Origin of the sequence: Streptomyces sp. DH-12, from assembly GCF_002899455.1 — a bacterium.
GTDB lineage: Bacteria > Actinomycetota > Actinomycetes > Streptomycetales > Streptomycetaceae > Streptomyces.
This window is the reverse complement of the sequence record NZ_PPFB01000001.1, coordinates 7,320,065-7,340,874: the sequence shown is the minus strand read 5'-3', so window position 1 is coordinate 7,340,874 and position 20,810 is coordinate 7,320,065. Positions and strand designations below refer to the sequence as shown.

At 70.5% G+C, this 20,810-nt stretch carries 15 protein-coding genes and 7 pseudogenes; 14 read left to right on the top strand and 8 right to left on the bottom strand.

All coding sequences use genetic code 11. The features are described 5' to 3' along the window. The first annotated feature begins 64 nt into the window (after positions 1-64). Positions 65-328 (top strand): hypothetical protein, encoded by a 264-nt coding sequence (locus C1708_RS32530; protein WP_241911487.1) that lies wholly within the window; start codon positions 65-67, stop codon positions 326-328. Here C1708_RS32530 and C1708_RS32525 read toward each other — a convergent pair. Next, a pseudogene (locus C1708_RS32525) lies at positions 237-1,243 on the bottom strand (IS5 family transposase). The gene C1708_RS32530 and the pseudogene C1708_RS32525 sit on opposite strands and share 92 nt — an antisense overlap. A 119-nt stretch (positions 1,244-1,362) precedes the next feature. On the opposite strand from C1708_RS32525, the gene C1708_RS32520 reads away from it, so the two are divergent. After that, positions 1,363-2,598 (top strand): IS701 family transposase, encoded by a 1,236-nt coding sequence (locus C1708_RS32520; protein WP_106411736.1) that lies wholly within the window; start codon positions 1,363-1,365, stop codon positions 2,596-2,598. Between the two features lie 129 nt (positions 2,599-2,727). Here C1708_RS32520 and C1708_RS35485 read toward each other — a convergent pair. Next, a pseudogene (locus C1708_RS35485) lies at positions 2,728-2,895 on the bottom strand (IS630 family transposase); the annotation flags it as partial. A 66-nt stretch (positions 2,896-2,961) separates the two neighbouring features. On the opposite strand from C1708_RS35485, the gene C1708_RS32510 reads away from it, so the two are divergent. Continuing rightward, positions 2,962-4,175, top strand: a protein-coding gene (locus tag C1708_RS32510) for an IS3 family transposase (protein ID WP_106416014.1) whose coding sequence is annotated in 2 segments (ribosomal slippage) — positions 2,962-3,217 and positions 3,217-4,175 — 1,215 coding nt in all. Because the reading frame shifts where the segments join, the coding sequence is not laid out codon by codon here. A 31-nt stretch (positions 4,176-4,206) separates the two neighbouring features. Further along, positions 4,207-4,305: pseudogene (locus C1708_RS35480) on the top strand (IS6 family transposase); the annotation flags it as partial. A 1,315-nt stretch (positions 4,306-5,620) separates the two neighbouring features. Here C1708_RS35480 and C1708_RS35475 read toward each other — a convergent pair. Continuing rightward, positions 5,621-5,878 carry a hypothetical protein gene (locus tag C1708_RS35475; protein ID WP_241911386.1) on the bottom strand — a complete coding sequence of 86 codons (258 nt, stop codon included), beginning with the start codon at positions 5,876-5,878 and terminating at the stop codon, positions 5,621-5,623. Between C1708_RS35475 and C1708_RS35470 the strand changes: the two are divergent. Then, positions 5,793-6,323: pseudogene (locus C1708_RS35470) on the top strand (ATP-binding cassette domain-containing protein); the annotation flags it as partial. The gene C1708_RS35475 and the pseudogene C1708_RS35470 overlap by 86 nt on opposite strands. Positions 6,324-6,326: 3 nt before the next feature. Here C1708_RS35470 and C1708_RS35465 read toward each other — a convergent pair. Then, positions 6,327-6,524, bottom strand: coding sequence for a hypothetical protein (locus tag C1708_RS35465; RefSeq protein ID WP_241911385.1), 198 nt, complete (start codon positions 6,522-6,524; stop codon positions 6,327-6,329). Between C1708_RS35465 and C1708_RS32490 the strand changes: the two genes are divergently transcribed. Together C1708_RS32490 and fxlM are read left to right on the top strand one after the other, a co-directional pair. Continuing rightward, complete coding sequence (locus tag C1708_RS32490; RefSeq protein WP_106416013.1) at positions 6,523-7,575, top strand: phosphotransferase; 1,053 nt, start codon at positions 6,523-6,525, stop codon at positions 7,573-7,575. The genes C1708_RS35465 and C1708_RS32490 overlap by 2 nt on opposite strands. A gap of 30 nt (positions 7,576-7,605) precedes the next feature. After that, a pseudogene (gene fxlM / locus C1708_RS32485) lies at positions 7,606-9,984 on the top strand (methyltransferase, FxLD system). A 349-nt stretch (positions 9,985-10,333) separates the two neighbouring features. On the opposite strand, the pseudogene C1708_RS32480 reads toward fxlM, so the two are convergent. Together C1708_RS32480 and C1708_RS32475 are read right to left on the bottom strand one after the other, a co-directional pair. Beyond that, positions 10,334-11,048: pseudogene (locus tag C1708_RS32480) on the bottom strand (IS6 family transposase). Between the two features lie 319 nt (positions 11,049-11,367). Further along, positions 11,368-13,620, bottom strand: coding sequence for an MMPL family transporter (locus tag C1708_RS32475; RefSeq protein ID WP_106416012.1), 2,253 nt, complete (start codon positions 13,618-13,620; stop codon positions 11,368-11,370). A 242-nt stretch (positions 13,621-13,862) separates the two neighbouring features. Between C1708_RS32475 and C1708_RS32470 the strand changes: the two genes are divergently transcribed. The 4 genes and pseudogenes from C1708_RS32470 to C1708_RS32455 all read left to right on the top strand — a co-directional run bounded on the left by C1708_RS32470 (position 13,863) and on the right by C1708_RS32455 (position 16,404). Continuing rightward, a complete protein-coding gene (locus tag C1708_RS32470; RefSeq protein WP_106416011.1) occupies positions 13,863-14,600 on the top strand; it encodes a response regulator transcription factor in 738 nt (245 codons plus the stop codon). Between the two features lie 203 nt (positions 14,601-14,803). Continuing rightward, positions 14,804-15,739, top strand: coding sequence for a sensor histidine kinase (locus C1708_RS32465; RefSeq protein ID WP_241911384.1), 936 nt, complete (start codon positions 14,804-14,806; stop codon positions 15,737-15,739). 21 nt (positions 15,740-15,760) lie between these two features. Next, positions 15,761-16,213, top strand: a pseudogene (locus tag C1708_RS32460) (DDE-type integrase/transposase/recombinase); the annotation flags it as partial. Beyond that, complete coding sequence (locus tag C1708_RS32455) at positions 16,210-16,404, top strand: transposase (RefSeq protein ID WP_502696126.1); 195 nt, start codon at positions 16,210-16,212, stop codon at positions 16,402-16,404. The pseudogene C1708_RS32460 and the gene C1708_RS32455, both read left to right, overlap by 4 nt. Here the strand turns inward: C1708_RS32455 and C1708_RS32450 are convergent. Beyond that, a complete protein-coding gene (locus C1708_RS32450) occupies positions 16,401-16,934 on the bottom strand; it encodes a CbrC family protein (protein WP_106416009.1) in 534 nt (177 codons plus the stop codon). The genes C1708_RS32455 and C1708_RS32450 overlap by 4 nt on opposite strands. Before the next feature lie 90 nt (positions 16,935-17,024). Beyond that, positions 17,025-17,564, bottom strand: a complete 540-nt coding sequence (locus C1708_RS34565; RefSeq protein ID WP_198602671.1) for a hypothetical protein — start codon at positions 17,562-17,564, stop codon at positions 17,025-17,027. Between the two features lie 182 nt (positions 17,565-17,746). On the opposite strand from C1708_RS34565, the gene C1708_RS32440 reads away from it, so the two are divergent. From C1708_RS32440 to C1708_RS35750, 3 genes are all read left to right on the top strand, one after another. Further along, the gene (locus tag C1708_RS32440; protein ID WP_106416008.1) at positions 17,747-18,025 is read left to right on the top strand and encodes a heavy-metal-associated domain-containing protein; all 279 of its coding nucleotides are present in this window, start codon (positions 17,747-17,749) and stop codon (positions 18,023-18,025) included. A gap of 80 nt (positions 18,026-18,105) precedes the next feature. Beyond that, positions 18,106-20,376, top strand: a complete 2,271-nt coding sequence (locus tag C1708_RS32435) for a heavy metal translocating P-type ATPase (protein ID WP_106416007.1) — start codon at positions 18,106-18,108, stop codon at positions 20,374-20,376. Positions 20,377-20,680: 304 nt separating this feature from the next. After that, positions 20,681-20,806 (top strand): hypothetical protein, encoded by a 126-nt coding sequence (locus C1708_RS35750; RefSeq protein WP_274543365.1) that lies wholly within the window; start codon positions 20,681-20,683, stop codon positions 20,804-20,806. The last annotated feature ends 4 nt before the right edge of the window (positions 20,807-20,810 follow it).

The window sequence follows — 20,810 nt, the reverse complement described above, 5'->3', positions numbered from 1 at the left end:
GCTGACGTACGACGGGCTGCGGGCCGCCGAGGCCAGGGGCAGCAGGGGCGGGCGCCATCCCGCCGTGGCGGCCGAGAAGACCGAAACCGTCCGCACCGCGTACCTGGAGGGGCGCTCCATCGCCGCGCTCACCCGCGACCACGGCGTCAGCCGCGGCGCGATCCGCACGGCCGTTGCCGACCTCCTGCCCGACCACACCGCCGTTGAGGAGGTTGCCCCCGCCCCAGAGCTGCCGGTCACCCTCGACATGCCCGGCAAAGTGGTGGGGGGAGGAGATACGCGTAGGTCGTTTCTGATGGCTTTTGGACGGTGTCTCGGAGCCAGATGACGATGGCTGTGACGGCCAGGGTGCCGTTGAAGATGTAGTCACGTTTGTCGTACCGGCTGGCCACTGCCCGGTACTGCTTCCACTTGCTGACGCATCGTTCGACGGCGCTGCGGCGGCGGTACTGAGTCTTGTCGAAGGCCGGTGGGCGTCCTCCGGCCCGACCCTTGCGCCTGCGGTTGGCCCGCTGGTCGTCGGGCTGGGCGATGGTCGCCTTAATGCCCCGTCGTCGCAGGTAGGCGCGGTTGTCCCGGCTGGAGTACGCCTTGTCGCCGCGGACGCGGTCCGGGCGGCTGCGTGGCCGCCCGGGCCCGTGCCGCCGGATCCGTAAGCTCTCCAGCACGGTCACGAACATGGGGCTGTCGCCGCGCCGGCACGGGGAGGTCTGCCAGGTCAGCGGGCGGGCCCGGTCGTCGGACAACAGGTGGATCTTGGTGGTCAGTCCGCCCCGCGAGCGTCCCAGGGCCTCCCGGCCATCGGGTTCCTCACGCGTCCCGCCCCTTTTTGCGGGAAGTCGCGTGGCGGTCGGCGCCGGGCACCGGCGGCATGCTGGTGGGCCCGGCAGGAGGTGGAGTCGATGTTCACCGCCCACTCCCGCCGACGCCGGCGGCTCTCCTCCTGCACCGTCTGGGCCAGGCTGCCGTCCGGGTCGGCGGCATCGGCCTCGATCTGCAGCTCACCCAGGATCCGCCGCCACGTTCCGTCCGCGGACCAGCGGCGATGCCGCTCGTAGACGGTCTGCCAGGGACCGTAGCGTTCAGGCAGGTCCGGCCAGGGCACACCGGTACGGGCCCGGAACAACACGCCGTTGATCACTCTGCGGTGATCGGCCCACTGCCCGCCCGGCCTGCCGTTGGCGGGCAGTAACGACTCGATCTTCTGCCACTGCGCATCCGTGAGCTCATGCCGCCGCACCATGAGGTGCACCTGCCCAGCCAGAGCACTGATCCACCCAGCCCAGCAAGAGCCATCAGAAACAACCTAGTAGTGCTTCGTTACGTTGGGTGATCTCGGCTGATGGTGGGCAGCCTCCCAGGGTGAAGCTGGGGGAGGTGGAACGGCTCCGGGGTGAGTTGGCGGAGTTCGTTGCCGATGTGTTCGGGTCGCTGCCGCGGCGGGATCAGCGGCGGTGGGGCGAGTGTTATCTGCGGGGCCTGATGCTCGACGGCCGGCGCAAGTCGATCCAGCCGATGGCCGAGCGGCTGCCGGACGGGAACATGCAGGCTCTGCAGCAGTTCGTGAACCAGTCGCCGTGGGATCCGCTGCCGGTCAGGCAGCGGATCGCCGAGCGGCTGTCCGAGGTGATCGGGCCCGAGGTGTGGGTGGTCGACGATGTGTCGTTCCCCAAGTGCGGCACCGCGTCGGTGGGGGTGACCCGGCAGTACTGCGGAGCGGTCGGCAAGCGGGCGAACTGCCAGGTCGCGGTCAGTGTCCATGCCGCCACCGACACCGCGTCGTGTCCGCTGAACTGGGAGTTGTATCTGCCACGCGAGTGGACGGATGCACCGCAGCGGTGCCGCAGGGCAGGAGTGCCCGACGAGGTGGTGCACCAGGAGAAGTGGCGCCTGGCGCTCGGCCTGCTCGACACGCTCGACGAGTGGCAGCTGAAGGCTCCGGTCGTGGTCGCCGATGCCGGCTACGGCGTCAGCACCCCGTTCCGGCTCGGTCTTCAACAGCGCGGGCTGTCCTATGTGCTCGCGCTGACCGGGAAGGAAGTCGCCCACCCGGAGAATGCCGAGCCGTACCAGCCCGCTTACAGCGGGCTCGGCCCGCCGACGCTGCCCCGCTACCGCACTCCACCACGAGCCGTCTCGGTCCTCGCGGCCGAAGCCGGTGTCGGCCGGTTCGCCGAGGTGACCTGGCGTCAGGGCAGCAAAGGCGCGATGATCTCCCGGTTCGCGGTCCTGACGGTGCGGCCCGCGGGTAAGCAGTCCCTGGCCGCGGCCCAGGAGGCGGGCGGCGGCCGCAACCGATGGGACGGCGTCCTGCCCACCCAGACCCTGCTGGTTGAGTGGCCGGACGGCCAGGACGCTCCGACCGGCTACTGGATGTCGAACCTGCCCGCTTCGACCCCGGTCGCCGACCTGGTGCGATGGGCGAAGATGCGCTGGCGGATCGAACACGACTACCGCGAACTCAAGCACGGCCTGGGCCTGGACCACTTCGAGGGCCGCACCTGGCGCGGCTGGCACCACCACGTCACCCTCGTCACCGCCGCCCAGGCATTCCTCACCCTCCGGCGGCTCGACCCAAAAGCCCACACACCGGCCTGACCCTCTACCAGGTCCTTGACGTTCTTCAAGACCTGCTGAGGTGCTGGACCGGTGCCTGCGCCACCTGCGGCCGCCCTCTGCCCAGCCCACGAACCCGCCACAGACAGCCCAGAACCTAACGAAGCACTACTAGTGACCTGAGTCGGAGATTCGTCGGCAGTAGGCCGCGACTTTGTCGAGGATTTCGTCGGCAGTCTTCGTCCAGACGAACGGTCGTGGATTGTCGTTCCAGTCGGCCAGCCAGGAACGAATATCGCGTTCGAGGGCCTGGACGGAGCGGTGGACACCGCGCTTGAGTGAGGTGGCCCCTGGGGTGTGGACACTCTGACAATGGATCTTGATGGTCTGAGGAAGGGTGTCCTGGTGGGACGTAGGTCTCCGTATCCGGAGGAGTTCAGGAACGACGCGGTGGCGTTGTATCGCGCGGCCGCGGGTCGGCGCACGTATGCGGCGGTGGCGGCGGATGTCGGGGTGACCGGCGAGACGCTGCGGTCCTGGGTGCGCCAGGCCGACGAGCAGGCGGGCCGGGCCCGCGGCACCGACGGCCCGGTGGAGGGCAGGGACGAGGAACTGACCCGGCTTCGGGCCGAGCTCGGCAGGCTGCGCAAAGCCGAGGCCGAGTGGCAGTTGGAGCGGGAGATCCTGCGGCGGGCGGCCCAGTATTTCGCCCGGGAGATGAAGGCATGACCGGCCGCTGGGACTTCATCTCCCTCCACCGCGCCGACTTCGGCGTGCAGCGGATATGCCGTGTCCTCGGGGTCTCGCGCTCGGGCTACTACCGGTGGACGGCTGGCGCGGTCGCCCGCGCCGAGCGCCGGGCTGCCGACGACGCGCTGGTCGCGGAGATCCGCCAGATCCACGACGACCACCGCGGCACCTACGGAGTGCGGCGCGTGCACGCCGAGTTGCGGGGCTTCGGGCACACGGTCAACCGCAAGCGGATCGAGCGGCTGATGCGCCGCGAGGGGATCGAGGGCCGACACCTGCGCCGGCGCAAACGCACCACGATCCCCGACCGGCTCGCGCCGCCCGCCCCGGACCTGGTCCGACGCGACTTCGCCGCCGACCGCCTGGACGAGAAGTGGTGCGGCGACATCACATACGTGCAGGTCGGCGGCACGTGGCTGTATCTGGCCTGCGTCTTGGACATCTGCTCGCGCCGGGTGCTCGGCTGGTCGATGGCCACGCACATGCGCACCGAGCTGGTCGTCGACGCGCTCACGATGGCGGTGGCGACCCGCGGCGGCCACGTGGACGGAGTGATCTTCCACGCGGACAGGGGCTCGCAATACACCTCGGCGGCGTTCGCCCAGGTCAGCGCCCATTTCGGCATCCGCAGGAGCATGGGCCGTGTCGGGTCGAGCTACGACAACGCCCTCGCCGAGAGCTTCTGGCAGGGGCTGAAGAGAGAAGCGATGCAGACGGTGTTCACGACGGTACGACAGGCCAGGCTGGAGATCTTCCAATGGCTCACCTACTACAACGCTCGCAGGCGGCACAGCTCACTCGGCTACCTCTCACCTGTCGAGTTCGAACAGCAGCACCGGGCAGAGCATAGACTCACGCTCGCGGCATGAACCCCCGTGTCCACACTCCAGGGGACGCCTCAGACCCCGCCGCCACCTGGTGACCGCACACGACTACCGCGCCGAGATGACCGTCCGCTTCGCCATCTGGGACCAGGTCACCGGCGTCGTCGCAGGCCCGCCGAGGCCTGAGCCCGAAACCGGAACCCGGCTCCACCACACACAACACCCCGACAGGCACTCGCGCACCCAACAACGTGACAGCGCCGGCTCGCAATACCACGCAACGTAGTCATATCATCCCGGCTTACTCACCGTGAAGGCCGGGGTTCACCAGTGGCAGCGAGTGGGACCCGGTTCCTGGGAGCGGGCAGCAGCGCGTTTCTCGTCCGCGATTCGCTGCTGGTCTCGTCGCAAAGCGTCTGCTCGGGCCTCCGGAGTGGCGGGTGGACCGAGGGTGATCGCCTCGGTGCCAGCCACCGAGGCCAGCGAGTATCGAAGGGGCGATTTGCTGGACCGCGTAGGAAGGTGGAGACGGGCCACACCTGCCGGGAGCTCGGCACGCAGCGCTCCGTGCCAGCGGATCCACAGCGCGGGGCGCCCGCGGAATGCTTCGTCTCGGAGCTCGTCCACGGCGGTGCTCTCGTCCGCGCGGTCGATCTCCACGGCGATCGGTGGGCCGTCTTTGCGGATCACGCGCAGGTCAAGGTAGGCGGACCAGGACGGTGACCAGTAGGCGATGCAGCCGCCGTTCTTCAGGCGAGGCGGGACGATGTAGCGCATCTGCGCCTCTGCTCTGCACCTCCACCCCGATGCTCCCACCCACTGCGGCACATGGCGGCCGCGCTGCCCCGCATGGCGGGCATGGTGCTGCGCACCGGCTGGGAGACGGACCCGCGGGCGCTGGCCGGGGTCGCGGCGGTGGCGACCGCGGTGCTGTCGGCGTGGTCGACGGCCATGTCGGGCCGGCTGGAGCCGCAGGTGGAGCGGGCGGTCTCCGCCCGGTACTACACGGCCGTCACCGGTGTGGAGGTGGAGGCGACCGAACGGCCGGAGGTCCAGCGGGTCCTGGAGGCGGGCAAGTTCGGCACGGACTCGGCCCGCAACATGCTCCGACTGTCGGTAGGCGTGGGCAACGTGGTGATCGGCATGGCGGCGGCCGCGGTCGTACTGGCGTCGCTGCACTGGGCGCTGCTGCCGATGCTGCTGGCCATCGCTCTGCCCAAGGGGTGGGGAGCGGTCCGCTCCGCGCGCCGTGAGTATCTCTCCCGCCTGAACCGGGTCGATCACCGCCGGGCGATCGCTTCCCTGCTGGCCTACCTGACCCGCCCGCACGCCGCCGGGGAGATCCGCGTACACACCGCCGGCAAGAAACTGCTGTCCAACTACGAGGAGATGTCGCGGCAGACGGAGGCCGAGCCGCGGCGTCTGGCCCGGGCCCAGGCCTCCACGGACCTGGTCGCCGGCGGCTTCGCGGGGCTCGCGTCGCTGGCCTGCTACGGGGTGCTGTGGTGGCTCCTGGCGACCGGTGGTCTGCCGCTCGCCGTCGGCGGTACGGCGGTGATCGCCATCCGCACCTCGACGGCGCGGCTCGCGTCGCTGGTGCAACAGGTCAACCGCCTGTACGAGGAGCTGCTGTTCCTCACCGACACCGAGGACGCCATCAAGGTGGCAGGCGAGAACGCCATCCCGTCCTCCGGAGCGCCGCTGCCCACGCCGGTGCTCGAGGTGCGGACGGAGGGGGTGTCGTTCACCTACCCGGGCGCTGACGGTCCTTCCCTGAAGGGCGTGAGCGTGCGGGTGCCCGGGGGGAAGGTGACGGCCCTGGTGGGCGCGAACGGTTCCGGGAAGACCACCCTTACGAAGGTCCTGGCTGGTCTGCTGCTGCCCTCAGAGGGACACGTCTGGTGGGTGGGTGAGCCGGGCGAACGGGTCGAGCTCCGCGAGGCCGACCGCGCCCAGGTCTTCCGTACCGTCGGGCTGCTGGCGCAGGACTTCCCACGCTGGGAGATGACGGCCGCCGCGAACGTGGCCATCGGCGCCGGCGACCGGCCCCGCGACATGGACCGCGTCCGCGAGGCCGCCGGGGACGCGGGCGTGCTCGACCTGATCGAGGGCCTGTCGCACGGCTGGGACTCGATCGTGTTCAAGGGCTACGAGCGGGGAGTCCAGCTCTCGGGCGGGCAGTGGCAGAGGCTGGGGTCAGCCCGGACGCGGTACCGGCAGGCACCGTTCCTGCTGGTCGACGAGCCCACCAGCGCCCTCGACCCCCATGCGGAGATCGACTCGTTCCGCGGGCTGTGGTCCCTGGCCGAGGAAGGGCACGCGGTCGTCCTCGTCACCCACCGGCTCGCCGCGGCCATGCACGCCGACCACATCTACGTCCTCGACCAGGGTCATGGAGCCCCAGGTGTGCGACTCCATGGACTGGTTCGCGCCCGACAGGCTTCCGGAGCCGATGGTCGCGTACTGCCGGGCAGGGCTGGACGCCTACCGGGCCGGTGCGCGGATGGCCGTGCACTTCCAGGAGCCCGGCGACCCGATCGCCTACACCCCGGCCGCCGACCGGCTGGTCTTGGTCCCCGAACCCGGCAGCCCCGGCACGGTCCCGCAGGAGGTGCGCGCCTTCGCCGAGCGGGCGGTGGGCCGGATCAATGGGTGGACGGACGAGTCCTGGATGCGAGAGGAGAGCCGCGTCTGGCGGGCGAGCGGCGCCGAGGGCGGCACCTGGTACGTCAAGATCCACCAGAACGACCGCTTCCATCAGCGCGAAGTGTCGGCGCTCCGCGGCTGGGTGCTCGGTCTCGGCCCGGCCGCGCCCCGGCTGGTAGCCGCCGAACCGCAGCTACGGGCCGTGGCACTCACCGCAGTGGGAGGACGCTCCCTGCACGGCGCCACGTACGCACCCGAGCAGCAGCGCCACATCTTCCACCGCATCGGGCAGCTCGCAGCCGCCATCCACACCAGCGCCCTGCCGCGCCCGGCCGTCGGCGCCCTGCCTTTTGGGAAACTGGAGCGGCACCTGGACGGCGCCCGCGCCCACCTGGGGCCTGGGGACGAGGAGTTGATCCGCACCGCTGCCAAGAAGGCCGCCGGCCTGCCCGCCTTGGGAGTGGTCCCCCCGCACGGCGACTTCCAGCTGCGCAACCTGCGATGGGACGAGGCCGCCGATGTCCTGTATGTGATCGATTTCGAGCGGTCGGAGGAAGGCCCGGCGATCAGGGACTTCGTGCGGCTGTCCGATGCCTGGCACGGCCGCCCCGACCTCCTCGCGGCCGTGATGGACGGCTACAGCCGCCCTTTCACCTCAGAGGAAGAGGCACAGCTCATGGTCCTGTCCGTCCTGGACGCGGTCTCCGGCATCTCCTACGGCGCCGCCCACAGCGACCCCGAGCTCGTCGAGCGCGGCCTGCGCACGCTGGCCCGGCTCCGCGCCGCCCAACGCCCCTGACCACCGCACCTACGTACGAGGAGCAGCACGTTGACGTACACCGCCCGCGATCAGTGGGAGCAGCACTACAGCGACGGCAAGGGGTTCCGGCAGCTCGGTGAGCGCGAGCGGGAACTCCTCGTCGAGCACGCCCCCGTCCCGGACGGCGGCGGCCGGGCGCTCGACGTGGGCTGCGGCACCGGCGAGCTGGCCGCCTACCTCGCCTCGCTCGGCTACACCGTGGACGCCGTCGACTTCACCGACAGCGCCCTGGCCCGGGCCCGGGAGGAGCACGCCGACGCCGAGGGCGTGCGCTGGCTGCACCTGGACATCGAGCACGACGACCCCGCCCCGCTGCATGAGGACGGGTATGACCTGATCACGCTCCGCCTGGTGTACGCGTTCGTGCAGGACAGGGGGCGCGTAGTTCACGGGCTGGGTGAGCGGCTACGGGACGGCGGCGCTCTCGTCGTGATCACCCCGGTGGTGGCGAACACGCCTGAGGAGCGGCGCGGCATCGCGCTGGACGAGGACGAGATCGCCGTGCTCGCCGCAGGATGGGAGACGGTGGAGCGGCTGGACGCGGACGGCCTGGCCGTCCTGGTCCTGCGCGGCCCTTGCCACGCCGACACGAGGGCTGTGGAGAAGCGGTCGACTACCGGTCACGCGCTGACCGGCGCCCTCGCGGTGGTCACCGACGACGCCGGGCGGGTACTGCTCGGCCGCGCCCGGCACGGCATGCTCGAACTGCCTGGCGGCAAAACGAGCGATGCGGAGGGCTTCGCCGCCGCGGCGGTCCGCGAGCTCGCCGAGGAGACGGGCCTGGTCGTTGACCCGGCGAACGCGCATGTGGTGACGATGCTGGTCGACGACAGCCACGGCATCCCGCGGCTCACGGCCGTCGTCCGCGTCACCGCGTGGACGGGCACCCTGACCAACCAGGAACCGGAGCTGTTCGACCGCTGGGAGTTCTTCGACCTGCACGCCCTGGCCTGCGCCGGTGACGTGTTCGTCCCGGCCGCCCAGGTACTCAATGCCGTGTGGCCCGGCGTCATCCCGGACCTGCCGCCCGTGGTCTCCTACCCGCTCGCCGCCGATCGGCCGCCCGTGCCAGGTGAGCCGGCCGAGGCCGTCCGGCTGCGCCGGGCGATGGCCGAGACCGTGATGGGCGGCGGCTGGGTCTCGTCCGAGCCCGTCCGCAGCGCACTGCAAACGGTGCCGCGCCATCGATTCGCCCCGGAGGCGAACCTGGCGTCTGCGTACGACGGCGGTGACCGGGCGGTCATCACCCGACTCGACGGGAGCGGGGCGGCGATCAGCTCGGTGTCCGCGGCCTGGCTCTAGGCCGACATGATCGAGCACCTGCATCTGAAGCCGGGCGCGATCGTGTTCGAGGCGGGCTCCGGTGGCTACAACGCCGAGCTGATCGCCCACGTCGCCGGGCCCGACGGACGGGTGGTGACCGTCGACATCGACCCGTGGGTCGTACGCCGCACCCGCGCCTTCCTCGCGGAGGCCGGCAGCGGACGCGTCACGGCCATCGAGGCCGACGCGGCACTCGGCGCGCCCGCCCACCTCGTGCCCCGCGGCGGCTTCGACGGCAGCATGATCACGTACAACTGCTGGGACATCTCCCCGGCCTGGCGCGAGCAGCTGGCCGAGGGCGGGCGCCTGGCCCTGCCGCTGGAGATGGGCGGCTACACCCGGGCGATCACGTTCGAGCGGCACGGCGAGGTGCTGCACGCCCGCCACTTCACCTACTGCGGCTTCGTCCGCGACCAAGGACAGCAGGCCCGCCCAGTCCCGGTCGTCCCCCTCCTCGACGGCGGGCTGGCCCTCCGCTTCGACGACGGCACCACCGCCGACACGGAGGGTTTGGGGGAGGCGCTGCGCGGGCGGCGGCACGAAGTCGCAACCGGCGTGACGATGAGGGCGGCGAACTCCTACTTCGGCTCCCTGCAGTTGTACGCGGCCACCACCCTGCCCGCCTTCTGCCGCCTGGTTTCCCACCAGGACCCGGATGAGGGGATGACCGCCATCGCGAAGGACCGGGACGCACCCGCGATCGTCGGCGACGCCTCGCTCGCCTACCTGATCCACATCCAGACCAAGGACGGTGACCGCCCGGAGGACAACGAGTGGGAGTGGGTCGTGCACGCCTTCGGCGAGCAGGGGCCCGAGCTCGCCGAGCAGCTCGCGGCCACAGTCCGAGGCTGGGACCGCCATATCCGCGCCGAGGACAACGACAAGCACGCCGATCCCGTCCTGACCGTCCACCCCGCTGGCACGCCCGACCATCTGCTGCCCGCCGGGGACGTCCTGGACAAGGCGTCCTCCCGGCTGGTGTTCCGGTGGCCGGATCGGGACGGACGCCTCCCGGCCCCTGCCCGGCACACCGACACGGTCGCCGCGACCGCGGGGGACGCGTGATCGTCTGGCCGAACGGGCTTTTCGGCGGCGGCAAGACGACCCTCGCCGACGAGCTGTGCCGCGCTGTGCCCGGCGCGACGGTCGCCGACCCGGAGGCCGTCGGCGACCCGCTGCGCAGCACACTCACCGGCCACGCCCTGCGGCCCAGGGACTACCAGGACCTTCCGCTGTGGCGGCAGATGACCGGCGCCTTCGTCACCGGCCTGACCCGGCACACCGGCGGCCCCGTCATCGTGCCGATGACCATCCTCAATCCCGCCTACGCCGAGGAGGGCGCTGTCACGTTGTCGAGGGGGGTTGTGCTTGGCGGGGTGTCGGGGCGTGCTGGGGCCGGGTTCCGGCTCTGTGCTCAGGCCGTGGCGGGCAGGCCGGCGGTGCCGGTGATCTGCTCCCGGACAGCGAAGCGGACGGTCATCTCGGCGCGATGGTCGGGGGCGGTCATCAGGTGGCGGTGGGGGCGGAAGCGGGAAGAAATGCCGCTGAACGCGGACAGGGAACGCTGGGCTTTGCCGGTGGGGCGGAAGCCTTTCATGGCGCGTTCCCGCTGCCGGGTGGGCTGGCGGGAGTTCTCGGCCCGGTTGTTCAGGTCCTTGTGCGAGCGGTGTTCCACCCAGGGCATGACCTCACGGTGCGCCGCGCGGCAGGAACGGAGCTGGCCGGTGACGACCACCCTGGGCACGGCCCCGGTTCCTTTGAGGAGCCGACGGAAGAAGCGCCTGGCCGCGGCCTTGTCGCGCCGGTTGTGGACGAGGATGCCCAGCACGTCGCCGTTGTGGCCGACGGCCCGCCAGAGGTACTTCCGCTCGCCGTTGACCGTGAGGAAGACCTCGTCCAGGTGCCACTTGCCGCCCGGCCTGGCGCGCCGGCGGCGCAGCGCGTTGGCGTAGGACTGCCCGGACTTCAGACACCACCGGCGGATCGTGGGACACGATGACGCCGCGCTGCAGCATCAGCTCCTCCACCTCACGGAATGCCAACGGGAAGCGGAAGTACAGCCACACGCAGTGCGAGACCACCTCCACCGGGTACCGGTGGTCCTTGTACGACGGCGGCGTACCGCCCACGGACAACCCCCTCCACCATGATCAACTCGAAGATCACCCCACCCCGCCAGCCAACGTGACAGTGCCTCCCAGGGTGCTCACGCTAGTCAGCGGCTGTCTGCAGAGTTGATCACCTGTCAGCGGTTGACTTCGGGGTCATCAGAACGAACAGGGCGCGCAGGAGACGGGTCGCGTGAGCGGAAGCGATGTACGCGCCGGTCCCGTGCAGCCCTGACTCTTCTCTCGCTGGGACAGCTCGCTTGGGGACCTGGCCGCACTGACGTGGCTCGGGGGTGGATGCGACGTCAGCGCGGCACGGGCTCGGGTCTGGAGGACTACCTCACTGGTCGTATCTGTCGGGCAGGGCGGGGACGGTCTGCGGGGTTTGGTGGGGCAAGGGCTGCGGGGCGGTGGCGTGGCGCCTGAGCTGTTCGCCTTCTACGTCGACGTTGGGCAGGATGCGCTGGAGGAAGCGCGGGAGCCACCATGCTTTGTGGCCGAGCAGGGCCATCACGGCCGGTACGAGGGTCATGCGGACGATGAAGGCGTCCACGAGGACGCCGACGGCCAGAGCCAGGCCCATGCCCTTGATGACCTGCATTTCGGCAAGGATGAAGCCGCCGAAGACGGCGATCATGATGAGGGCTGCGGCGGTGACGACCTTGGAGCTGTGGCCGAAGCCGCGGATGACCGCTTCGGTGGGAGGGTTGCCGTGGGTGTATTCCTCGCGCATGCGGGAGACGAGGAAGACCTCGTAGTCCATGGCGAGGCCGAACAGGATGCCCACGAGCAGCATGGGCAGGAAGCTCAGAACGGGCCCGGTGTCCGCGATGCCGAGGGGGCTGGCCAGCCAGCCCCACTGGAAGACCGCCACGAGGACGCCCAGGGAGGCCCCGAGGGAGAACAGGAAGCCGAGTGCGGCCTTCAGGGGTACGGCGATGGCCCGGAAGACGACGGTGAGCAGCAGCAGGGCCAGGCCCATCACCAGCAGGCAGTAGACGGGCAGGGCGGCGGAGAGCTTGTCGGCGACGTCGATGTTGACTGCGGTGTTGCCGGTGACATTCAGTTGGGTGCCCGTTTGCTGCTCGATGCTGTCGCGTGCGCTGCGGATCTCGGACAGGACGGCGGCGGTGGCCTGCGTGTCGGGGCCGGAGGAGGGGGTGACCTGGATCAGGACGGCGTTGCCCGAGTCGGATGCGATGGGCGGGGAGACGGAGACGACGCCGGGGAGGTCCTTGATCTGGTCGGCTGCCTGCTGTGCGGCGGTGGTCGTGGTGGTCTTGTCGGGTCCCTGGGCCAGGACGGCCAGGGGGCCGCTGTGGCCGGGGCCGAAGCTGTCGTCGATCAGTTTCTGGGCGCGGCCGGCGGAGCTGTGCGGGTCGGGGCCGCCGCCGAGTCCGAGTTGCAGGTCGGTGACCGGGACGCTGAGGATTCCCAGGCCCAGAACGCACAGGATCAGCACCCGCCAGGGCCGACGGGTGGTCGCGGTGGCCCAGCGGCGGGCCGCGGGGGCCCGTCGGGGATCGGCCTGGCGCCGTTCGGCGCGTGCGGTGGAGCGGGCCAGCGCCGGAATGCGGCTGGAGGTGATGCGCCGGCCCATGAAGCCCAGGAGGGCAGGTAGCAGGGTGGTGGCGATCAGGACGGACACGACGACGGTGGCGGCGGCACCCAGACCCATGACGGTGAGGAAGGGAATGTTCACCACGGCGAGGGCGGCCAGGGCGATGACCACGGTGGCTCCGGCGAAGACCACAGCGCCGCCGGCGGTACCGGTGGCGAGAGCGGCCGACTCCTCCGGATCCATACCCTGGCGGACCTGGGTCTGGTGACGGGAGACGATGAACAGGGCGTAGTCGATGCCCACGGCCAGGCCCAGCATCACCGACAGGGTGATGGAGGTGCTGTCCATGGTGATCACGCTGGTCATCGCGAGGAGGGACAGCACACCGATGGCCACGCCGACCAGGGCAGTCGCGATCGGGATGATGGCGGTGCGCAGGGACCGGAAGACGAGGATGAGAACGGCCAGGGCGATCAGAACGCCGATGATCTCTGTCGGGCCCATGATCGCGGTCGAGGGGGAGAACGCGTCCCCGCCCGTCTCGACGGCGAGTCCCGCAGTGCGGGCCTGCTGCGCCGCGTCCTCCAGGGTGAGCAGGGTCGCCTCAGGGATGTCGTCGGCCTTTTCGGCGTCGAAGACGATCTCGGTGATGCCGGTGCGGCCGTCGGAGGAGACGGTGCCGCTCTGGGCGGCGGGGCCGGTCACCGAGACCACGCCGGGGGTGTCGGCGGCCTTTTCGGACAGGTCGGCGACCGCCTGCGCGGGGGCATCCGCGGTGATCTTCTGTCCGGCGGGCGCCTGTATGACGATCTTGCCGGTGACATGCGACTCGTCGGTGGAGGGGAACTCCTCCTCCATGACGTCGAGGGCGCGTTGGGCTTCGGTGCCCGGGATGGTGGTGGCGGAGGTGAACGGCTTCATCACGCTCAGCGCGGTCACCGCCACCACCGCGAGCAGACCGAGCCAGGCGGCGAGGACGGCCTTTCGATGCCGGAAGCACCCACGGCCGAGCCGGTAGAGCAATGTGGACACGCAAAAGCCCCCAGATGATGTGCTGACGAGAAGGAGGACGAGGAGGCCCGGCCGGCTCATCCCCTGAACCGGCCGGGCCAGGCCCGCTACGAGGCGTCATCCACGCTAGGGCGGCGGTTCGGGCGTCGGGGCTGGATCAGGGTCCGGGTGGCGGTCTTCCCATGAAACTCACATGGAAGACCGCCTGGTGATCGGCCACGATCGAACAGAGCACCAGTGAGCAGCAGGAAGCGAAGAATCCCATGTCAGGCGATGCCACAGCACCCACCGGCCCCGGCTCCGGCCCCGAATCGGTAGTCGAGGGACGGCTGCTCGTGGTCGACGACGAACCGGCGATCCTCGACACGCTCAGCCGGTTCCTGCGCTTCGTCGGCTACGACGTACGCACCGCCGCGACCGCTCACGATGCCCTCGCCGCCGCGCGGGATTTCCTTCCCGAGCTGATCCTGCTGGACGTGATGCTGCCCGACGGAGACGGCTTCGAGGTCATGCACCGGCTGCGCCAGGACGGACTGCCGCAGGCCGTGGTCTTCCTCACCGCCCGTGACACACGCAAGGACCTGGTCCGCGGCCTGACATCGGGAGGCGACGACTACATCACCAAGCCCTTCGGCCTGGACGAGGTCGCCGCCCGTATCCAAGCCGTACTGCGCCGCACCCGCCCCCGGGCCGGCACCGACCCGGTCCTGCGCGTCGAGGACCTGGAACTCGACTCCGCCACCTACACCGTCCACCGGGCCGGCACCGCCATCGACCTGTCACCGACCGAGTTCCGCCTGCTGCGCTACCTCATGCTGCACCGCGGGCGCGTCGTCCCCCGCGCCCAGCTGCTCGACCACGTGTGGTCCTACGACTTCAACGGCGACGACACCGTCGTCGCCACGTACATCAGCTACCTGCGCCGCAAGATCGACAGTCTCGGCCCCGCCCTGATCCACACCCAGCGCGGCGTCGGCTACAGCATCCGGGAACCCCGATGACCCCTGCAGCCCGGCCCTCCAGCACTCCCCCTCACAGGCTGATCGCGCGCCTGCGTGTCACTGTGGTCGCGGGGCGAGGCAGGCGGCTTCTGCGACAGCGACCGCTGCGGACCCGGATCGGCGCCCTCGTCACGGCCCTGTGCGCACTCGCCCTCGCCGCAACCGCCCTGGCCTGGCTCACTACGGCCAACGGGGTCGTGATCGTGGCAACCGAACTGACCGGCCTGTGCATGGTGGCCGTGGTCAGCACCCTGGCGGTCCGCCGGGCACTGCGGCCCCTGGAGCACGCCGCCGACACCGCGGACACCATCGCCTCCGGCGATCTCACCCGCCGGATCACCGCGGCCGACACCGCCCCCACCACCGAGGTCGGCCGCCTCGCCCACGCGCTGAACGCCATGCTCGACCAGATCCAAAGCGCCATGGCCGCACGCGAAGCATCCGAAGAACGCATGCGCCGCTTCGTCGCCGACGCCTCCCACGAACTGCGCACCCCGCTGCAGTCCCTGCGCGGCTACACCGAGCTCTACCAGCACGGAGCACTACCCGACAAAGCCTCCGTCGACGACGCCATCGACCGCATGCACGCGGAAGTGCAGCGCATGGGCAAACTCGTCGAAGCCCTGCTGATGCTCGCCCGTCTCGACGAGGAAAGCGAAGCACCCCTGGAGCCCGTCACCCTCAGCCGCGTCGTCACCGACTCCGTCCGCGACGCCGCAGCCATTGAACCCGCCCGCCCCTACACCCTGCACATCCAAGACAGCGTCACCGTCCTCGGCGACGAGGCGCAACTGCGCAGTCTGCTCGCCAACCTCCTGAGCAACGTCCGCATGCACACACCGCCCGCCGCACCCTGCACCATTGAACTGCGCACCGGCAACAGCCAGGTCATCCTCACCGTCCAGGACAACGGACCCGGCATCCCCGCCCACGCCGTCAACCATGTCTTCGACCGCTTCTACCGAGCCGACAAAGGCCGCAGCCGCACTCACGGCGGCACCGGCCTCGGCCTGGCCATCACCGCCGCCATCGCCGAACACCACCACGCCCACATCGACCTCGACAGCCGGCTGGACCACGGCACACGCATCAGCGTCACCTTCCCCAAGCCTGAAGCCGATCACAGCTCCGAAACCTGACCACGCCCGGCTGGCCACTATCGCCGTCACCGGTGGCGGGCCGTCGGCCACAACGGCGACGTGCTGGGCATCCTCGTCCACAACCGGCGTGACAAGGCCGCGGCCAGGCGCTTCTTCCGTCGGCTCCTCAAAGGACCCGGGGCCGTGCCCAGGGTGGTCGTCACCGGCCAGTTCCGTTCCTGCCGCGCGGCGCACCGTGAGGTCATGCCCTGGGTGGAACACCGCTCGCACAAGGGCCTGAACAACCGGGCCGAGAACTCCCACCAGCCCACCCGGCAGCGGGAACGCGCCATGAAAGGCTTCCGCCCCACCGGCAAAGCCCAGCGTTCCCTGTCCGCGTTCAGCGGCATTTCTTCCCGCTTCCGCCCCCACCGCCACCTGATGACCGCCCCCGACCATCGCGCCGAGATGACCATCCGCTTCGCTGTCCGGGAGCAGATCACCGGCACCGCCGGCCTGCCCGCCACGGCCTGAGCACAGAGCCGGAACCCGGCCCCAGCACGCCCCGACACCGCTGGACCATCGAACGAACCATGGCCTGGCTCGTCGGCTGCGGCCGACTCCACCGCCGCTACGAACGCAAGGCCGAGCACTTCCTCGCCTTCACCAGCCTCGCCTGCACCCTCATCTGCTACCGCCGACTCACCCGAGCAGGCGACTTCTAGGACGCGTCGGCGTAGGCGAGATGGGCGCCGCAGACGGTACAGCGAAAGAGCATGGCGGTCGCCCCGTCGCCCAGGTGGGTCAGGAAGTGCTCAAGCTGGTTTTCGTCGTGCCAGCCGTCGAGGCGCATGTCGGCCCGCAGTTGGGCGAGGGCTTCGGGATGCGCCACCAACTCGGTGTACCCGACTTCGCCGACGAAGGCGGCCGCGTCCTGGCAGTGGACCAGCCAGTGCGGGTCCTGCCATGCGTGGAAGCCGGGGGTGCGGCGGGTGACCTCGTGCAGGACATCCTCGCTGACGCCGTCAAGCCCGTAGGAGTCGGTGAATTCACCTGCGAAGCGTTCGGCCGCGCCCCCGTCTGCGATGCACCACGGGCAGAAACGTCCGTTCACCTCGTGTGCGGTGTAGAAGGTGGCCGTGTAGATCCAGCCCACGCTGCGTTTGCAGCAGGCACACGTATCGGCGGCCGCACGGATGGACCCGCTGGCGAGGGGATCGGGGTGGTAGCGAAAGAAGGGCAGGCCAGCACTCATCGTCGGTTCCCGCCCTGCTGCCTGGTTGCCATGCCCACTGATCCCATGGAGAGCAGTCTGTCCGCGAGCAGGTCCCGATCAAGCTCGGTCTCAGCTTCTTCGCAGTCCAGCCAATTGAGACAGCTTGTGACTTTCCAAGCAGCACAGGGTGGCGGCGACGAACGCGAGGAGTTCGGCGACAGCCCGCAGGTCGTCGTTGACCAGCCGCGGATGGACGGGCTGGCCGGCGAACCGTTGCTCGTTCCGGCAAAGGGGCCGGTTGGCGGGGTCGGACGCCCAGCGGCGGCCAGCTGGGCGGCGTGGGCGGGGCCGCCCAGGACGTCGAGCGGGTCGGTGAAGGTCTCCAGCCAGCGGTCGAAGCGGGTTCTTCTCTCCCGCGGCCAGGCTGGGGGTCTTCAGGTCGAGGGTGTATCCGGCCTGGGAGATCTGCAGGCCTGCGGGCGTTGTGTCAGCGTGGCCGCTGTGCCCGCCGACGTTGTGGTCGGGGGTTGCCGGCCGGTTGTGCTCGGCGTGGGCTGCGGGCTCCGGGTCGGAGGTGAGGGGGCCGGTGGCCGCGCCGACACCGTAGGCGGCGGCGAAGGTCGCCGCGACGGCGGCGGTGAAAGCAGTGATCCTGACGCCGGTGTTCATGACGGACCCTTTCTCGGCGGTGTCGTCGCCTTCCTTGACGGGCGCCCCCGGCCATATACCCCCCGGGGGTATATGCAAGCGATCCGGAGACGTTTGCCAAAGATACCCCTAGGGGGTATACATAGTGGCGTCAGCGGTACCCCCCTGGGGTACACCAGTGATCGCATCCTCCGGGAGGAACCATGTCCTGCTGCGCCCCCGACGGCAGCTGCTCCACCAACACCGCCGCGACCGAGGCCACCGAGGGCACCACCACCGTCTACAACGTCTCCGGAATGACGTGCGGACACTGCAAGGCCACGCTCACCAAGGAGATAGGCGCCCTGAACGGCGTTCTGGCCGTCGTCGTCGACCTGGAGAGCGGCCAGGTCGCCGTCACCAGCTCCGGCGAACCGGACGACGCGCTGCTGGCGAAGGTCGTCGACGACGCCGGCTACGAGCTCACCGGCCGCGCGGCCTGAAAGCTCCGCTCGTCTGCCGGGCCCGCCCGCGGGCCCGGTCCTTTCTTCCCTCTTCCACCCACCCAGTCCGAGGAGCAGTGATGGCTACCACGGTCCCCGACACAGCCGAGGTCGAACTCGCGATCGGCGGCATGACCTGCGCCTCGTGCGCCGCCCGGATCGAGAAGAAACTGAACCGGATGGACGGAGTCGAGGCCACCGTCAACTACGCCACCGAGAAGGCCAAGGTCACCTTCCGCCAAGACCTCGACGTCGCGGACCTGATCGCCACGGTGGAGGCCACCGGCTACACCGCCCGCAAGCCGGAACCGGACCCCACGCCCGGCCCGACCGGTGACGGTCGAGACGACGGACCGGGCCAGGAGACGCAAGGCGATGAGCTACGGCCGCTGCGGCAGCGGCTGGTCACGGCCGTGGTGCTCGCCGTCCCGGTCATCGCGATGGCGATGGTGCCGGCCCTACAGTTCGAGTACTGGCAGTGGCTCTCCCTCACCCTGGCCGCCCCGGTCGTCACCTACGCCGCCTGGCCCTTCCACCGCGCTGCGTTCACCAACGCGCGGCACGGCGCGGCCACCATGGACACCCTCATCTCCGTCGGTACCTCGGCCGCCTTCTTGTGGTCGCTGTGGGCGCTGTTCTTCGGTACCGCCGGCACCCCCGGCATGATCCACCCCTTCGAGCTGACCATCACCCGCACGGACGGCGCCGGGAACATCTACCTCGAGGCCGCCGCCGGTGTCACCGCCTTCATCCTTGCCGGCCGCTACTTCGAGGCCCGTTCCAAGCGCAAGGCCGGGGCCGCGTTGAAGGCACTGCTTCAGCTGGGTGCGAAGGACGTCACCGTCCTGCGCGGCGGCCGGGAGGAACAGATCCCGGTGGGCGAGCTGAAGGTCGGTGACCGGTTCCTGGTCCGGCCGGGCGAGAAGATCGCCACCGACGGCACGGTCGTCGAGGGCACCTCCGCCGTCGACGCCTCGATGCTCACCGGCGAGTCCGTGCCCGTCGAGGTCGGCGCCGGGGACGCCGTCACGGGAGCGACCGTGAACGCCGGCGGCCGCCTGGTCGTCGAGGCCGCCCGGGTGGGCGCCGACACCCAGCTCGCCCGGATGGCGAAGCTGGTGGAGGACGCGCAGAACGGCAAAGCCGCCGCCCAGCGCCTCGCCGACAAGATTTCCGGCGTCTTCGTCCCGGTCGTCATCGCCCTGGCCCTGGGCACCCTGGGCTTCTGGCTCGGCAACGGCGCCGGGCTGACGGCCGCGTTCACCGCCGCCGTGGCGGTTCTGATCATCGCCTGCCCCTGCGCCCTGGGGCTGGCCACCCCGACCGCGCTGATGGTCGGCACCGGACGCGGCGCCCAGCTCGGCATTCTCATCAAGGGACCCGAGGTCCTGGAGTCCACCCGCCGCGTCGGCACCATAGTTCTGGACAAGACCGGCACCGTCACCACCGGCCGCATGACCTTGCTCGCCGTCCACACCGCCGAGGGCACCGACGAGGACGAGGTGCTGCGCCTGGCGGGGGCCTTGGAGCACGCCTCGGAGCACCCGATCGCAGCGGCGGTGGCCGCGGGCGCCGCCGAGCGGGTCGGTGCCCTGCCGGTCCCGGAGGACTTCGCCAACGTGCCCGGACTGGGCGTCCAGGGTGTGGTCGAGGGCCATGCGGTCCTGGTGGGCCGGACCAAGCTGCTCGCCGAGTGGGCCCTGGAGCTGCCGACCGAACTGGCGCGCGCCAAGGCCGGCGCCGAGGCCGCGGGCCGCACCGCGATCGCGGTCGCCTGGGACGGCGAGGCAAGGGCGGTCCTGGTGGTCGCCGACGCGGTCAAGGACACCAGTGCCGAAGCAATCACCCGGCTGCGCGCCCTGGGCCTGACGCCGATCCTGCTGACCGGGGACAACAAGGCCGTCGCCGAGGCGGTGGCCTCGGAAGTCGGCATCGACGAGGTGATCGCCGAGGTCATGCCCCAGGACAAGGTCGACGTCGTCAAGCGCCTGCAGGACGAGGGCCGTTCGGTGGCGATGGTCGGTGACGGCGTCAACGACGCCGCAGCCCTCGCCCAGGCCGACCTCGGGCTGGCCATGGGCACCGGCACCGACGCCGCCATCGAGGCCGGCGACCTCACCCTCGTCCGCGGCGACCTGCGCGCCGCCGCCGACGCCATCCGCCTGGCCCGCAAGACGCTCGGCACCATCAAGTCCAACCTGTTCTGGGCCTTCGCCTACAACGTCGCCGCCCTCCCCCTCGCCGCGGCCGGACTGCTCAACCCCATGATCGCCGGCGCCGCCATGGCGTTCTCCTCGGTCTTCGTCGTCGGCAACAGCCTGCGCCTGCGCGGCTTCAAGGCCGCCGGCTGACACCTCGACCCCGCCGCACGGACGGGGGGCGGACCGACAGGCCCGCCCCCCGTTTTTCCGTTACCCCTCCCCTCCCCCGGGGGAGGACGCCGTTCATGGCGCACGAGGGAGGCCGCATGCGCGACTTCGTCCACCGCGGCAGCGACGGCTGCCGGCTGCACGGCACGGCCCCGGGACAAGGGCCGGGGCTGATTCTTCTGCACAGCGGCGGCCCGGACCGCTACAGCCTGCCGCCTCTGGCCCACCATCTCGCCGCCTGCTTCACCGTCCTGCCGGACATCCGCGGCTACGGCCGCTCAGTTTCTTGGAACAGCTCTATGTCGGCGAGATCATGCGCCGGTTCGACGCGACGGTGGAGTCGCCGATCGACCCGTTCAAATGCCCGCGTCACCGCGGCGACTTCGGTCTGCGGATCCCGCCGTCGCAATAGGCGA

What these genes read in the sequence shown, in the direction of transcription:
- C1708_RS32490 (WP_106416013.1), top strand. Translation starts at nt 6,523, where the DNA reads ATGGAGCCCCAGGTGTGCGACTCCATGGACTGGTTCGCGCCCGACAGG.
- C1708_RS35465 (WP_241911385.1), bottom strand. Translation starts at nt 6,524, where the DNA reads ATGACCCTGGTCGAGGACGTAGATGTGGTCGGCGTGCATGGCCGCGGC.
- C1708_RS32470 (WP_106416011.1), top strand. Translation starts at nt 13,863, where the DNA reads ATGTCAGGCGATGCCACAGCACCCACCGGCCCCGGCTCCGGCCCCGAA.
- C1708_RS32450 (WP_106416009.1), bottom strand. Translation starts at nt 16,934, where the DNA reads ATGAGTGCTGGCCTGCCCTTCTTTCGCTACCACCCCGATCCCCTCGCC.
- C1708_RS34565 (WP_198602671.1), bottom strand. Translation starts at nt 17,564, where the DNA reads ATGAACACCGGCGTCAGGATCACTGCTTTCACCGCCGCCGTCGCGGCG.
- C1708_RS32440 (WP_106416008.1), top strand. Translation starts at nt 17,747, where the DNA reads ATGTCCTGCTGCGCCCCCGACGGCAGCTGCTCCACCAACACCGCCGCG.
- C1708_RS32435 (WP_106416007.1), top strand. Translation starts at nt 18,106, where the DNA reads ATGGCTACCACGGTCCCCGACACAGCCGAGGTCGAACTCGCGATCGGC.